This window comes from Halomonas lysinitropha (genome assembly GCF_902500215.1).
Taxonomy (GTDB): Bacteria; Pseudomonadota; Gammaproteobacteria; order Pseudomonadales; family Halomonadaceae; genus Halomonas; species Halomonas lysinitropha.
Genome location: NZ_CABVOU010000027.1, coordinates 55,824 through 70,371, shown reverse-complemented (window position 1 = coordinate 70,371; position 14,548 = coordinate 55,824). Strand labels below are relative to the sequence as shown.

The 14,548-nt window shown below is 64.8% G+C and carries 16 protein-coding genes; 4 read left to right on the top strand and 12 right to left on the bottom strand.

Annotated features, from left to right (window positions below; translation table 11 throughout):
* Positions 1-64 precede the first annotated feature (64 nt).
* From HALO32_RS04850 to HALO32_RS04835, 4 genes are all read right to left on the bottom strand, one after another.
* Entirely contained in the window at positions 65-799 is a 735-nt protein-coding gene (locus HALO32_RS04850; protein WP_151442658.1) for an SIR2 family NAD-dependent protein deacylase, read from the bottom strand.
* 54 nt (positions 800-853) lie between these two features.
* The gene (locus HALO32_RS04845) at positions 854-1,273 is read right to left on the bottom strand and encodes a SpoIIAA family protein (protein ID WP_151442657.1); all 420 of its coding nucleotides are present in this window, start codon (positions 1,271-1,273) and stop codon (positions 854-856) included.
* Positions 1,274-1,425: 152 nt separating this feature from the next.
* Positions 1,426-3,171, bottom strand: coding sequence for a bifunctional isocitrate dehydrogenase kinase/phosphatase (gene aceK, locus HALO32_RS04840; protein WP_151442656.1), 1,746 nt, complete (start codon positions 3,169-3,171; stop codon positions 1,426-1,428).
* An 86-nt stretch (positions 3,172-3,257) separates the two neighbouring features.
* Positions 3,258-4,403, bottom strand: coding sequence for an alpha/beta hydrolase family protein (locus tag HALO32_RS04835; protein WP_151442655.1), 1,146 nt, complete (start codon positions 4,401-4,403; stop codon positions 3,258-3,260).
* 125 nt (positions 4,404-4,528) lie between these two features.
* On the opposite strand from HALO32_RS04835, the gene HALO32_RS04830 reads away from it, so the two are divergent.
* Genes HALO32_RS04830 through HALO32_RS04820 form a run of 3 tightly spaced genes read left to right on the top strand, consistent with a single transcriptional unit; the run spans position 4,529 to position 6,389 of the window.
* Positions 4,529-5,290, top strand: a complete 762-nt coding sequence (locus HALO32_RS04830; RefSeq protein WP_151442654.1) for a pseudouridine synthase — start codon at positions 4,529-4,531, stop codon at positions 5,288-5,290.
* Positions 5,287-6,117, top strand: a complete 831-nt coding sequence (gene tcdA / locus HALO32_RS04825; RefSeq protein ID WP_151442653.1) for a tRNA cyclic N6-threonylcarbamoyladenosine(37) synthase TcdA — start codon at positions 5,287-5,289, stop codon at positions 6,115-6,117. The genes HALO32_RS04830 and tcdA overlap by 4 nt, the downstream gene beginning before the upstream one ends.
* 47 nt (positions 6,118-6,164) lie before the next feature.
* On the top strand, positions 6,165-6,389 hold the full coding sequence (locus tag HALO32_RS04820; protein ID WP_151442652.1) for a DUF1653 domain-containing protein: 225 nt from the start codon (positions 6,165-6,167) through the stop codon (positions 6,387-6,389).
* A 4-nt stretch (positions 6,390-6,393) separates the two neighbouring features.
* Here the strand turns inward: HALO32_RS04820 and HALO32_RS04815 are convergent, their stop codons facing one another.
* From HALO32_RS04815 to lptF, 8 genes are all read right to left on the bottom strand, one after another.
* Positions 6,394-7,161, bottom strand: a complete 768-nt coding sequence (locus tag HALO32_RS04815; protein ID WP_192576435.1) for an ABC transporter permease — start codon at positions 7,159-7,161, stop codon at positions 6,394-6,396.
* Between the two features lie 13 nt (positions 7,162-7,174).
* The gene (locus HALO32_RS04810; RefSeq protein WP_151442651.1) at positions 7,175-7,951 is read right to left on the bottom strand and encodes an ABC transporter ATP-binding protein; all 777 of its coding nucleotides are present in this window, start codon (positions 7,949-7,951) and stop codon (positions 7,175-7,177) included.
* Positions 7,952-7,953: 2 nt separating this feature from the next.
* Positions 7,954-8,994 (bottom strand): ABC transporter substrate-binding protein, encoded by a 1,041-nt coding sequence (locus HALO32_RS04805; protein WP_151442650.1) that lies wholly within the window; start codon positions 8,992-8,994, stop codon positions 7,954-7,956.
* 299 nt (positions 8,995-9,293) lie between these two features.
* The gene (bfr, locus tag HALO32_RS04800; RefSeq protein ID WP_151442649.1) at positions 9,294-9,776 is read right to left on the bottom strand and encodes a bacterioferritin; all 483 of its coding nucleotides are present in this window, start codon (positions 9,774-9,776) and stop codon (positions 9,294-9,296) included.
* A gap of 157 nt (positions 9,777-9,933) precedes the next feature.
* Positions 9,934-10,140, bottom strand: coding sequence for a (2Fe-2S)-binding protein (locus HALO32_RS04795; protein WP_151442648.1), 207 nt, complete (start codon positions 10,138-10,140; stop codon positions 9,934-9,936).
* A gap of 113 nt (positions 10,141-10,253) precedes the next feature.
* Positions 10,254-10,727, bottom strand: coding sequence for an RDD family protein (locus tag HALO32_RS04790; RefSeq protein WP_151442647.1), 474 nt, complete (start codon positions 10,725-10,727; stop codon positions 10,254-10,256).
* A gap of 12 nt (positions 10,728-10,739) precedes the next feature.
* A complete protein-coding gene (lptG, locus tag HALO32_RS04785; protein ID WP_151442646.1) occupies positions 10,740-11,804 on the bottom strand; it encodes an LPS export ABC transporter permease LptG in 1,065 nt (354 codons plus the stop codon).
* Positions 11,801-12,883 (bottom strand): LPS export ABC transporter permease LptF, encoded by a 1,083-nt coding sequence (gene lptF, locus HALO32_RS04780; RefSeq protein WP_192576434.1) that lies wholly within the window; start codon positions 12,881-12,883, stop codon positions 11,801-11,803. Before lptF ends, lptG begins: the two co-directional genes overlap by 4 nt.
* A 137-nt stretch (positions 12,884-13,020) precedes the next feature.
* Between lptF and HALO32_RS04775 the strand changes: the two genes are divergently transcribed.
* Positions 13,021-14,547: a leucyl aminopeptidase gene (locus HALO32_RS04775; RefSeq protein WP_151442644.1), complete on the top strand. Its 1,527-nt coding sequence runs from the start codon at positions 13,021-13,023 to the stop codon at positions 14,545-14,547.
* Position 14,548 lies beyond the last annotated feature (1 nt).

The following is a 14,548-nucleotide window of genomic DNA, read 5'->3' as shown; positions in this document are numbered from 1 at the left end:
TCCCGATGCCGAAGGGAGCGGCATTCTAGCATGGGCCTTGCGCGTCTTGCGTCTTGCCCCTTTCCTATCCGAGCAGCGACTCCGGCAGCCAGAGCCGACCCTCACGCTTCCAGTGGCGCACCAGCGCCGGCACGCCCTTGCCCGCCGGCTGACCGAGACGGGCAACGCCCGGCGGCGCCAGGGCATCGGCCTCGGGGTCGACCAGCACGCAGGGGGCCTCCAGGGGCGCATGATCGAGCAGCGAGGCGGCCGGCATTACCGCAAGCGAGGTGCCGACCACCAGCAGCAGGTCGGCCTGGGCGGCGAGTTCACAGGCATCAAGGAAGTGCGGCACGCTCTCGCCGAACCACACCACGTCCGGGCGCAGCTGGCTACCCTTGTCGCAGGTGTCCCCCAGGCGGATGCCGCCGCGGGGCAAAGGATAGTGCATGCGTGGATCGACCGAAGATCGCGCCTTGAGGATCTCGCCATGCAGATGCAGCACCTGGCGCGACCCGGCACGCTCGTGCAGGTCATCGATGTTCTGGGTGATGATGCTGACCCGGAAGCCCTGCTTTTCAAGCGCCGCCAGGGCCTTATGGGCGGCGTTGGGACGGGCCCGGCGCACCTGCTCGCGGCGCATATCGTAGAAGCGCAGTACGCGCTCGGGATCACGTCGCCAGGCGTCTGGCGTGGCGACATCCTCGATGGCATGATCGGCCCACAGGCCATCGCTGGCCCGGAAGGTCTGGATACCGCTCTCGGCGCTGATACCCGCACCAGTGAACACCACAAGATGCGGCCCATGCTGCTCCGCCATTCCCCACCTCTCTACTCTGGCGCCTGCTGACCGTTGCCGTTCAACGACGCTCTCTTAAGCCCCGTGATAGCCGTCTTCTTCGGGATCCTCGTGGTCGCCCTTGGGCAGTTCACCGACCCAGGCCATGGCGGCAGCGTGATCGCTCTTGGCAAAGGTACCGATCTCCACGACCTTGAACAGACGATCTTCCAGCTGAGCGATCTGCTTGACCCATGCCTGATCGGTGACCACGGCGGCCCGGTGATAATGATCGAGATTGCCGAGCTGGGTCAGGCCATAGCCGATGTCCTTCATCAGCGCAGGTAGTGTCATCAAGCGCAGATCGTCGAGTTCGGCCATCAGGCTGACCTTGGGGTGGGCCCGCTTGGCGGCCTCGATGGCATCAATGGCGCGCTGCAGTTCTTCAGCCGTCACCACACCACTCGCCTTCAACGCCACGACATGATCCGCCGGGTGGGAGATGAGATCCAACATGGGCGTTCTCCTTGGGATTGAGAGAGAAGCAAAGCGCCTCGGTCGCCTCCAGCATAGCGCGCCGTGACAGCTCGGCGGTAACCCCAGGACGCTGCAGGCGCGTCACCAATACGCCCCGGCGCGCGCACGCATAAAAGCCCGAGTGCCAAAGCCTAGTGAACCAGGCCGTTGTCGTCATTCCCGGCAAAGCGCTGCTTGTTGCGATAGGGATAGACGTCGATCACCCGACCGTCGATGATCGCCTGCTGCAGCCCCTTCCAGTAGTCGGCGTCGAACAACTCCGGGTGGAGCTGGTAGAAGAGCTTGCGCAGTCTGACGTCGGCGAACAGGAAGGGACCGAACTCCTCGGGAAAGATGTCGTGGGGCCCCACCGAGTACCAGGGCTCGTCGGCCAGTTCCTGCTCCGGGTACATCGGCTCGGGAATGTGCCGGAAGTTGCACTCGGTGAGATAGCACACCTCGTCGTAGTCGTAGAAGACCACCCGACCGTGTCGTGTCACCCCGAAATTCTTGAGCAGCATGTCACCGGGAAAGATATTGGCGGCGGCCATCTGCTTGATGGCGTTGCCGTAATCCTTGAGCACCGCCCGGGTCTCGCCTGGGTCGCACTGCTCGAGGTAGAGGTTGAGCGGTGTCATCATGCGCTCGGTGTAGCAGTGCTTGATGACCACCTTGTCGCCGCGCAGATAGACGGTCGAGGGGGCCACTTCAAGCAGGTGTTCAAGGCACTCGGGATCGAAGTGGTCCTGGCGAGCAATGAAGTTGGAGAACTCCTGGGTATCGGCCATGCGCCCCACGCGGTCATGGCGCTTGACCAGGCGATACTTCTCGCGGACGTTCTCGCGGCTCATGTCCTTGCTCGGATCGAAACGGTCCTTGATGACCTTGAACACGGTGCGAAACGACGGCAGCACGAAGACCGCCATGACCATGCCACGCACCCCGGGGGCGATGATGAACTTGTCCTCGCGCTTGGCGACCTGCCGGTTGAGGGCCCGGAAGAACTCGGTCTTGCCGTGCTTGAAGAAGCCGATGGCGGCATACATTTCGCCCTGGGGCTTGTCGGGCATCAGTTCCTGCAGGTAGTGAACGAACTCGCTGGGGACCACCACCTTGACCTGGAAGTAGGCGCGGGTGAAGGAGAAGATGATCGAGACCTCATCCTGCTCGATCAGCACGGTATCCAGGTGCAGCCCCTCACCCTCCTCGTGCAGCACCGGCAGCACCAGCGGCACCTGCTGCCCGCCGCCCAGCACTCGACCGACCAGGTAGGCACCCTTGTTGCGGTAGAAGACGCTCTTGATCAGTTCGATCTCGGCATCGGGGTCCTCGAGGAGGGCGCTGGGCAGCAGCCGATGCAGCATCTCGCTGCCCAGGGCGGCGTCGTGCTCGAGATCGACGAAGGGCGTCTCGAAGCGCGCCTCGCCCAGGGCCCAACGCAGTCCCGCCGCCCAATCGCCACCCACCCGACGATGGCGGCACAGCTCCAGGCCAGAGTGGTGTGCCGCCCGATCACGGGAGCTGTAGACAAACATCCAGTCGTTGTGGATGTGCCGATGATGGAAGAGCGAGCAGAATATCGAGTTGAAGAAGGTCTCGGCCAGTTCGTAGTCCAGCCGCTGATCAATCAGCTCGGCGTAATGCTGTCGGGCCTCCCGCCAGCACTCGAATCCCGTCAGCAGGTCTGAGTCGAAGGTCCGCCTCAATCTGGCCAGGGTCTCCTGGACCTTCTCGTCGTAGAGGTCGATGCGCTCCGCCGAGGCCTTCTGGGCCTCGCGCCAGGCGGCATCCCGGAAGCGGCGGCTGGCATCCGCGGTGATCTGCTTGAAACGCGAGCGGTACTCGTCGAAGCCATGCAGCACGGTGGCGGCAAGGTGGTAAGGGGGAGAATGCTTCATGTTCGGGCTCCAGGCAGAGGTGCCCCAGCATGACGAATTGTGCAGCGCAAGGCGAGGCGACCATGGTGGCGCTCGAGGCAGCGGCTTCATCCGCCCTCGCCATTTTCCTCGCTCAAGGCCAGCACATGCACCAGTGCACGCCACAGGCCCCAGCCATCCCGCCAGTCCGTCGACACCGCCACGTGCTGCAGCGCCTCGGTCTCGAAGAGGCGGGCCTGACCCTGTGGCAGGGCATCACGCAGGCGCCGGCTGTGGCTGATCGGGATCATCGGGTCCTGCGGGCCGTGGATAAGCACCAGCCTGGCCTGCAGCCTGTCGAGCGCTTGCCGCGAGGGGTCCAGCGCCTCGAGCTCTCTCGCCAGCGCTGCCGGCAACCTGTCGATCAGGGCCTCGACGCGTCGCGGATCCTCGTTGGTGACCAGCTCAAGGAGCGCCCTCCCCGACGCCCCCAGCCGGCCCACCTCATCGGCCACCGGCGCCTGGGGATCCGCCAGCCGGCGCCGAGCGATCGTTTCCAGTAGCGTCCGGTCCTGAGCATCCTCCAGCCAGTGCAACTGGCTCAGCAACACGGCCCAGCGCGCCTCCCGCTGCGGAGGAGGCGCCTGCTGACCAGCAGACCCGCGATCCTCACCGGTGGTGATATAGCGCAACAGGTCCGTCATGTCGTAGTAGCCGCCCACGGCCACCACGAAGCTCACCGCCGGGGCCACCTCCTCGTCCATGGCGGCAATCAACGCCGGCCCCACCGCGAAGCTGACCGCCGCCACCGCCGTGCGCGTCGGCGCCTCGGATCCCGCTCGGGTGGCATGGTGGATGGCGTCCACGATCGCCGCCACCTCGCGGGTGCTGATGGAGTAGTCCCGCAGCCCGTCGAGTTCCGGCACCATCACCGTGAAGCCCACGCGGCCGAGGGTCCTCGCCAGCGCCACCAGGCGTGGATCACGACGGCCCTGCTCGGTGAAACCATGCACCAGGATCAGCGACCCCCGGCGTGGCTCCGGCGGATGGTAGACATCCGCCCGATAGTCGCGACCCTGCCGGGCATACTCGATGCCTTCCCGGCGAGGCGGCTCGGTGCGACGCTTCAGCCGGCTATCCTCGCGGCCCGCCGAGAGATCGCCCAGCACCAGCAGGGCTTCATGGTGGCGATTCAGGCTGGCACATCCCGAGAGCAGAGCGGGGAGCAGGCTCAGCGCCATCAGCAGGGTTCCCAGATGTAGACGGTATCTCATGTCGACCAGCCTAGCGGCCATGCCGGCATCACGCCGGACTTTCACTGCCGCTGAGCATGGACGGGATGACAGCACGACGCCTGCCAGCGACAATGACGCCCCTTGGATCCCGTGACAGTGCTTCGATGACGCCACCGCTGAGCCTTCTCCACCAGGACGACCATCTGGTCGCCGTGCACAAGCCGGCCGGCCTGCTGGTACATCGCAGCCAACTTGCCCGCGGCGAGCGCGAATTCCTGCTGCAAAGGCTGCGCGATCAGCTCGGCCAGCGGGTCTACCCCGTCCACCGTCTGGATCGTCCAACGTCCGGGGTGATCGTCTTCGCCCTCGACCCGAATACCGCGGCAAGCCTCCAGGCGGCCTTCGCGGCGCGCCGGGTGGAAAAACGCTACCTGGCGGTGGTGCGTGGCATCGGCCCGCAGCAGGAGCGGCTGAGCTACCCGCTGCGTGAGGAGGATGGCCGCCGCCCCAAGGCCGAGATGCCGGCCATGGAGGCCGTGACCGAGATCCGCCGGCTCGACAGCGTCGAGCTGCCGATTCAGGTGGATCGATATCCACAGAGCCGCTACTCGCTGATCGAGGCTCGACCACAGACAGGGCGCCGCCACCAGATCCGCCGCCACCTCTCCCAGCGTGGCTACCCGATCATCGGCGATGCCAAGCATGGCAAGGGCAATCACAATCGCTTCTTCGCAGAGCATCTGGAATGCCCTCGCCTGTTGCTGGCGGCAGTGGGCCTGGCCTTCGACCATCCGGCGAGCGGGCGTCGCCTCGATCTCTGCTGCCCCCTGGATGCCTGCATGACGACCCTCTTCGAGCGCTTCGGCTGGTCGGGTCACCTGCCCGCACCGCCCCGACATCATGACCGCAGGAGCGCGATGCCATGACCGACTCGGCTACCTTCACCGCGTCTGCCGCTATCCAGGATGACTACGACGCCCGTTTCGGCGGCATCCGCCGGCTCTATGGCCAGCGTGCCGTCGCACACTTCCGACGCGCTCATGTGGTAGTGGTGGGCGTGGGCGGAGTGGGCAGCTGGACGGTGGAAGCCCTGGCGCGCTCCGGTATCGGCAAGCTGACGCTGATCGACCTCGACGACGTCTGCGTGTCCAACGTCAACCGCCAGCTCCACGCCCTGGATGGCACCATCGGCCGCCCCAAGGTGGAGGTGCTGGCCGAGCGCTGCCGGGCGATCCAGCCGGGCATCGAGGTGGTGGCCGACACCGCCTTCGTCACGCCTGGGAATCTGGCCAAGCGCATCCCGACCGATGCCGATCATCTGGTCGATGCCATCGACAGCGTGGTCGCCAAGGCGGCACTGATCGCCTGGTGCAAGCGACGCAAGCTGCCGATCACCGTAACCGGTGCCGCGGGAGGCCAGACCGACCCGACCCGCATCCGCGTGGCCGACCTGTCCCGCACCGAGCATGATCCGCTGCTCGCCAAGGTACGCGCCCGCTTGCGGCGCGACTTCGGCTTCTCGCGCAACCCCAAGCGGCGCTTCTCGGTGGAGTGCGTCTACTCCGACGAGCAGCTGGTCTACCCGAGCAGCGACGGGGAAGTGTGTTTCCAGAAGCCCTCAGAGGGGGAATCCACACGCCTCGACTGCGCTTCGGGCTTCGGGGCAGCGACCTTCGTCACCGGCAGCTTCGGCTTCACCGCCGCCGCCCGGGTGCTGTCCCGGCTGACAAGACACGCTCACACCCCGCCCTGACATCGCTCGTCAGACCATGCCGTCAAGAACAGCAGAGGAGCACTCCCATGGAACACAAGGCCCCCCGGCCTGGCATCTACCGCCACTACAAGGGCCCACTCTATGAGGTACTCGGCGTTGCCCGGCACAGCGAGACCGAGGAGCCGCTGGTGGCCTACCGTGCGCTCTACGGCGACTACGGTCTCTGGGTCCGCCCCCTGGACATGTTCCTGGAGACCGTCGAGGTCCAGGGCGAGCCGGTACCCCGCTTCGCCCTGGAGAAGGCGTTCTAGCTTCCTAACGCTGGCCGCGGTGCGCCCATCCTGTCATCCGCTTCTCGATCAGCGCAAAGAGCTCGTACATCACCATGGCCATGGCGCTGATCACGATAAGCCCGGCGAACACCAGCGCCATGCGCATCTGCGAGCCGGCGCTCATCATCAGGTAACCGATGCCCTGGTTGGAGGCCACGGTTTCCGAGACCACGGTTCCCACGAAGGCCAGGGTGATGGCCACCTTCAGCGAGGCGAAGAAGTAGGGCAGCGAGCGCGGCAGCCCCACCTTGAGCAGGACGTCCATACGACGGGCACCGAGCACCCTCAGCACATCCTCCAGTTCCGGCTCCAGGGTGGCCAGGCCGGTGGCCACGTTGACTACGATGGGGAAGAAGCAGATCAGGAAGGCGGTGAGAATCGCCGGCACCGAACCGATACCGAACCACACCACCAGGATGGGCACGAAGGCCACCTTGGGAATGGCGTTGAAACCCACCAGCAGCGGATAGCAGGCGTGGTAGAGGAAGCGCGAGGAGCCGATGATGAAGCCCAGCGCCAGCCCCACCGCTACGCCGATTCCGAAGCCGGCCATGGTGGTCCAGAAGGTCTGCCAGGAGTGCATGCCGATGGGGCCGGCATAGGTCACCAGTGCCTGTGCGGTCGCCCAGGCACCGGGAAACAGGAATTCCGGCACATCCAGAAGACGGACGACCGCCTCCCAGATCACCACCAGGACCACCACCGCCACCCAGGGAGCGAGGCGTTCGAGGGTTCTCTCGTTGATGCGCATACAGGCTCCTCACTCAGGTGCTGCGTATCTCGCCGATCTGCGCCCGCAGCTCCTGAACCAGGGTAATGAAGGGCGTCTCGTAGGTGATCGCCAGTTCCCGGGGTCGCGGCAGGTCGATATGGCGGCGCTCGACGATACGTCCCGGCCGGCGGCTCATGACGTAGACGGTATCCGCTAGAAAAGCGGCCTCGCGAAGATCATGGGTGACCAGCACCACGGTGAAATGGTGGGCCTCCCAGAGGTCACGCAACACGCACCAGAGTTCCTCGCGGGTGAAGGCATCCAGGGCCGCAAAGGGCTCGTCGAGCATCAGCAGGCGCGGACGATGGATCAACGCCCGACAGATGGAGGCACGCTGCTGCATGCCACCGGAGAGCTGCCAGGGAAACTGATCCTCGTAGCCGTCGAGACCCACGGTACGCAGCAGGTCACGGGCCCAGCCCGTGAACTCCTCGCGGCGCCTGCGGAACTGCGAACGGTAGGGCTTGACGATCTCCAGGGGCAGCAGGACGTTGTCCAGGGTGGTTCGCCAGGGCAGCAGGTTGGCGTTCTGGAAGGCCATGCCGGAGATCTTCAGAGGCCCTCCCACCGGCTCACCATCGACCTTCACACTGCCCGTGGTTGGCCCGTGGAGCCCGGTGCAGAGCTTCATGAAGGTCGACTTGCCGCAGCCGCTGGGTCCCACGAAGGCCACGAACTCACCCTCCCCGATGGAGAGGGTGATGTCCTCGATGGCGTTACCGCTGTCGTCGTAGGCCAGGCTCACCCGGTCGAAATCGACGAACGCCATCGTCACGGCGCCTCGGGGAAGATCATGCGATCCTCCTGCGGCGGCAGGTAGGACGAATCGAAGACCTGATCGGTGGTGGGCACCGACGGCAGGTCATAGGCATCGGCCACCAGCTGTATCGACTCGCGCAGGCGCGCCTCGTCCACGGCGCCGGCACCGTTGGCACGGGCATCGGGGGTGTCGATGGCGCCCTCAATGGCCAGTTTGAGGCGCCGCGTCTCCAGATCCCTGTCGATCAGGCCGTCGCGGGCGTGCACGTAGGCGATGGCGCCATCCGGGTCGGCCAGGGTCTGCTCGAGGGCACGGTTGAAGGCCCGCAGGAAGCCCTCGACGGCCTCGGGGTTCTCCTCGGCGAAGGCTTCGCTGGCGATGATGGCATTGCCGTAGAGCGGCACCCCATATTCCGGGAACGGCATGATGGTGAGCTCGTCCCTGCCCATGCCCCGCCCTTCCAGATTGAGCAGACTGGTGAAATAGAAGCCGGTGATGGCGTCCACGTCGCCGCGAACCAGCAGGGTCTCACGAAGCGTAGGATCGACGTTCTGCCATTCGACGGCATCGGCGTCGAGATCATTGGCGGCGGCGAAGATCCCCCAGGCCCGATAGCCGGTATCGAAAGTGGGCGCGCCGAGGGTCTTGCCGGCGAGATCCTGCGGTGAGGCGATACCGCGGTCCTTGCGGGCGAAGACCGTGGCCGGGGAACCGTCGTAGACCACGTAGACGCCCTGGATGCCAGGAGCATCGGGATTCTCGGCGAGAAACTCGATCAGGGCGTTGAGGTCGCCGAAGCCCATCTCATAGGCACCCGACGCCACCCGGTTGATGGCGCCGGCGGAACCGCTTCCCGAGTCCACCTGGACATCGAGGCCCTCCTCGGCAAAATAGCCGCGCTCGACGGCCATCAGGAAGGGGGCCGAAGGCCCCTCGAAACGCCAGTCGAGCTGAAAGCGAATGGGCGTATCGTCGGCCAGGGAGGCGCCCGTGAGAGAAAAGCCCAGCATGGCAGCCAGCAAGCCGGTGGTTCGGGAAAGGTGTCGACGCATGAAGAGGGTCCTCGCTCAGATTGTTGGTGATTGTTGTCATGCAGGAAACCTGCCAGGTGGAGCACCTGACCTCTCGGTCAGGGATAGTGCGCCATGACGCGGCAGCCACCCCGACGGAAGCGCACCGTCACAGGTCGAAGCCCAGGGTTACACGATGACTATGCACCAGCGTAGAACATTCGGAACATCTTGGGACGCGTCAGCCGGGGAAGGCCTTCGTCAGGGACAAGCGACTTGGAAGCCATACCGGCGCCACTAGGGGCGCCGGTATTGAAAGTCGGGAGGGGGTCAGGCGGCGATCACTCCTCGCCAGCCTCCTGCATCTGCCGCTGCAGGTAGTTCTCTAGACCCACCTTGTCGATGAGGCCAAGTTCGGTCTCGATATGGTCGATATGCTCTTCCTCGTCGGCGAGGATATCCCGGAAAAGATCGCGACTGACGTAGTCCTTGACCTGCTCGCAGTAGGTGATGGCCTCAATGTAATCGTTGCGGCCCTCATGTTCGATCTTCAGGTCGCACTCGAGCATCTCACGCACGTTCTCGCCGATGTTCAGCTTGCCGAGGTCCTGGAGATTGGGTACGCCTTCAAGGAAGAGGATACGCTCGATCAGCTTGTCGGCGTGCTGCATCTCTTCGATAGACTCGTCGTACTCCCACTTGGCCAGCGCCTTCAGACCCCAATCCTTGTACATCTTGGCGTGCAGAAAGTACTGGTTGATGGCTACCAGTTCATTGCCGAGCGCGGTGTTCAGGTGTTCGATAACCTTGCTGTCGCCTTTCATCTCATTACCTCGATCATGATTGACAGGATGCTGACTGCCAGCTTGGCACGGTGATCAAAGGCTGGCCAGCCTGTACCCTCACAGTCTAGGCAATATCACTCAAAACTCAATCAAATCATAGGCTTGTTAAAATAAAGGCGAACGATAGCGATTGTCGTTAGACGGCGTAGGCGAGCCCCTCTGCCGAAGCTCTGAGCTCGTCCCTGATCGCTTCGCGGGTGATGTCCTTGCCGATACCAGCACACTTGCCGCATTGAGTCCCGCACCCCGTTACCTGCTGGACCTCGCGCCAACTGCGCGCTCCGTCCTCCACGGCCCCACGGATCCGGTGATCGGTCACGTTCTTGCAGAGACAGACATACATGGCATCACCTCACGCTGATCATGAACTGAATGTAAATGATTCGCATGGGTGATCGCAAGCAGTTTCCTGCAAAAAAACCTGACAGAGATCAGTCATGGTGCACCTCATGCCCGTCAACGACGCTTGGGGAGGACCACCACCCGAGAGCCGGAGGCGATGTCCGGCCAGCTGCGCTTCTCGGCATCGACGAGGATCCACAGATACCCCAGGCCAAAGGCGGCCAGCGAGATGCCGGCGACCAGGAAACGCTGCAGTGCCTGTAAGCCGGTGATCGAGCAGCCATCGCGAGTCTGCACCCGCAACCGCCATGCCTGCATGCCCAGCGTCATGCCACCGCGAGTCCAGAAGAAGGCGAAGAAAGCAAAGGCGCTGATGGCCATCACCAGGCGCAAGGTGATTACCTGGGCGAGTCCCGCGCCCACCGCCTCCGCCGGCACCTCCAGCAACAACCGCACCACGGCCAGGTGCGCCGAGGCCATGACGATCCAGATCGCCAGCACCAGTAGTCCATCATATAGCATGGCGCCCAGTCGCCGGCCGAGGCCGGCCGGCCAGGTGTCGTCGAGATGGTCGAAGCGTCGTTGCATGAATCCCTCGGCTCAGCCTGTACGGCGCAATAGATAGAATCCCACCCCAGCACACAGCAGGGTCGGCGCCAGCACTGCCCAGGCCGGCGAGAAGCCGAAGACCATGGAGGCCGGACCCAGCAGATCCTGCAGGTACTTGAAGACCAGACCGGTGATCACCCCGTAGAAGACCCGGGTGCCGGCAGCCACGGTGCGCAGGGGGCCGAACACGAAGGAGGCGGCCACCAGCACCAGCGACGCCATGGTCAGCGGCATCAGCATCTTCTGCCAGAAATAGAGCAGCGGCTGTGTCGCCTGCTGACCCTGGTCACGCAGATAGCGGGCATAGGCCCACAGCTCGCTGGGTGCCTGGCTCTCCACGTCACGCAGCAAACGATTGAGCTGGGCCGGCGTCATGGCGGTTTCCCAAGCCAGGGTGTCATGGCGTTCGACCTGCGTACGCGCCTGCTCGAAGCGTGTAAGCGCCACATCTTGCAGCTCCCAGCGGTTATCACGCCATACCGCCCGTCGGGCACTCGTCGCCTCGCGCAGGACATTCCCCTCGAATCGGTAGCGAGTCAGGTCGAGCACGGTATCATCGGCGCGGATGGCGCCGAAGCGGTAGAAGTTGTCGCCCTCGCGCTGCCAGCCACCGCGCTCGGTGAGCACTGCACCCTCGCCCTGCATCTGCTCGAGGCGCCATGCGCTGGCGAACTGCTCGGTGCGAGGGCTGACGAACTCGGCGATGAAGAGCACGATCAGGATCACCAGGATGATGGGCTTCATCACGCCCCAGAGGATACGGACCAGCGAGCGCCCGGCGGCACGCATCACCGTCAGCTCATTGCTCGAGGCCATGCTGCCAAGGCCGACCAGCGCCCCAATCAATACGCCTACCGGCGCGTACTGGTAGAAGCGCCAGGGCAGACGCATCAGCAGGTAGAGCAGTACCTGGAAGGCGCCGTAATCACCCTCTATGTCACCGAGGTCGTTGATGTAGGTGATGACCAGGTCCAGGCCCAGCAATACCACTTGCACCACGATGATGGCACCCAGCACGTTGCGGGCAATGTAGCGATCAAGCCGGTCGATGATCATCCACTCATTCCCTTTTGCTGAGCCCGAACCATCATGACCAGGCCGATGGCCAGAAAGCCGCCATGGATCGGCCACATTCCCATCGCTACCGGCCAGCTGCCACGGCCAATGGCGTCCAACGCCGCCAGCAGCAGACTGAGATAGGCCACGTAGAGGAAGATGGCCGGCAGCAGCTTGGCGAAGCGCCCCTGTCGGGGATTGACCCGGGATAGTGGCATGGCTAGCAGAGTCAGGATGAAGACCATCAGCGGCAGACCCAGCCGCCACTGCAGCTGTGCCCGCGCCGGCAGGCCATCATCGGTGAACAACGCAAGGGTCGTGGCGTACTCGGGCGAATCGAGTTCGGGGCTCTCGGCCGCTCTCGATAGGCGCACCGCATAGGTCCCGAACGCCAGCCGCTCGGCCTCGGCCCGCCCGGGATCGACGCTATACCGCTCGCCATCGGCGAGCACCAGGAAACGGCTGCCGGTCGCCTCATCGACGGTCTGGTAGCCGCTTCCGGCCCGAGTCACCACGCTCTCCGGTGTACCGTCGCCTCGCGACTGCCGTTCGCTGATAAAGACCTGGCGCATCTCCTGTTTATCGTTACTGAGGCTTTCGGTATAGGCCGTACGACCGCCGCCGAAATCCTGGAAGCGTCCCGGCACCAGGGCAGAAAAGTCGAGCTGGCTGCGCTGCTCCTCGATCAGTATCTCGTTGTGCAGAGCGCCGGCGGGGGTCAGCCAGAGGCTGCACATTCCCACCAGGATCGCCACCACCGTCGCTGGCACCAGGCTGACCTGCAGCAGGCGGTTGGGGCTGGTGCCGCAGGCCACCAGCACGGTGATCTCGCTGTTGAGGTAGAGCTGGCCATAGGCCAGCAGGATACCCAGAAAGAAGGCAAGCGGCAGAATCAGCTCGAGAAACCCCGGCAGATGAAAGAGCATCAGGGTGCCGAGAATACTGGCCGGAAGCTCACCCTCGGCGGCATTGGCGAAATAGCGGATGAAGCGGCTGCCCATGATCACCAGCAACAGCACACCCGCCACGGCGGACATGGTCAGCAGGATCTCGCGGGTCAGGTAACGGAATATGATCAACGCTGTCTCCCGGCCCGGCACCCCGCGGGGCCCGGCCATCTTCCATGCAATGACGCCTTGCCTTGGGTACACTGGCATGACTCGGCAACGTGCCGGCATTATCCAGAATCCCCCATCGCTTGTCTTGTGGAGTCACCATGGAATTCCCTGTCCAGACGGCCAATCCCGCCAAGGCCGAGACGGCCTGTCTCGTGGTACCGGTGTTCAAGGACGGCGACCTGCTGCCCGCTGCCGCCAAGCTCGACGATGTCAGCGAGCGGCTGATCGGCCAGCTGATCGAGCGCGGTGATTTCGACGCCAGGCTTGGCAATGTGCTGCTGGTTCCCTTCGCACCGGGGCTCAACGCCGACCGCCTGATGCTGGTGGGCCTCGGCGAGCGCAACAGCTGCCGGGAAGGCGCCTTTTGCAAGGCACTCGATGCCGCCTTCACCGCTCTGGCGGCGCTGCCTATCGATGACATCGCCGTGGCCTTCACCGACGTGCCGGTATCAGAGCGATCCTGCGACTGGAAGGCCCGCATGGTGGCCGAGGCCGCCCATCGCGCCCTGTACCGCTTCGACCAGTTCAAGTCCGAGCCCTCCCCCTCGCCACAGCTTTCCCGCATCACCCTGCTGGTCAGCGAACACGGCGATGCCGAAGCCGCCCGCCAGGGCGGGCGCATTGGTGACGCCATCGGTCGGGGCGTGGCCACCACGCGAACCCTGGGCAACCTGCCCGGCAACATCTGTACCCCGCGCTATCTGGCAGAACAGGCCGAGGCACTCGGCCATGCCGCCGATGGGGCGCTGTCCGTGGAGATCCTCGACGAGGAGGCCCTGGAACGCCTGGGCGCCCACAGCCTGCTTTCCGTGGGCCGGGGCAGCGAGCAGCCCTCCCGGCTGATCGTCATGACGTACCAGGGCGCCGAAAGCGCCAGCGAGGCGCCCCACGTGCTGGTCGGCAAGGGCATCACCTTCGACACCGGCGGCATCTCGCTCAAGCCTGGCGAGGCCATGGACGAGATGAAATTCGACATGTGCGGAGCCGCCAGCGTGTTCGGCACCGTCACCGCGGTGCTGGCGATCAAGCCGAAGATCAACCTGGTGGCGATCGTCGCCGCCGCCGAGAACATGCCCGACGGCCGCGCCACCAAGCCCGGCGACATCATCAAGACCCTCAAGGGTCTGACGGTGGAAGTCCTCAACACCGACGCCGAGGGCCGCCTGGTGCTGTGCGACGCCCTGACCTATGCCGAGCGCTTCGAACCGGCCAGCGTGGTGGACATCGCCACCCTTACCGGGGCCGCCATCATCGCCCTGGGTCACCATGCCACCGGCCTGCTTGCCAATGACGACGACCTGGCACTGGACCTGCTCGATGCCGGCGAGACCGCCTGGGACCGCGCCTGGCACCTGCCGTTGTGGGACGAGTATCAGCAGCAGCTCGACTCCAACTTCGCCGACCTGGCCAACATCGGGGGCCGTCCGGCGGGCACCATCACCGCCGCCTGTTTCCTCTCGCGTTTCGCCGACAAGTTCCCCTGGGCGCATCTGGATATCGCCGGCACGGCCTGGTCCTCCGGCAAGGAGAAGGGCGCCAGCGGCCGCCCGGTGGGACTGCTGACCCAGTACCTGCTGGATCGTGAGGAGGAGACACGCAGCGTGGAGAATGGCAACGAGCTGTAGG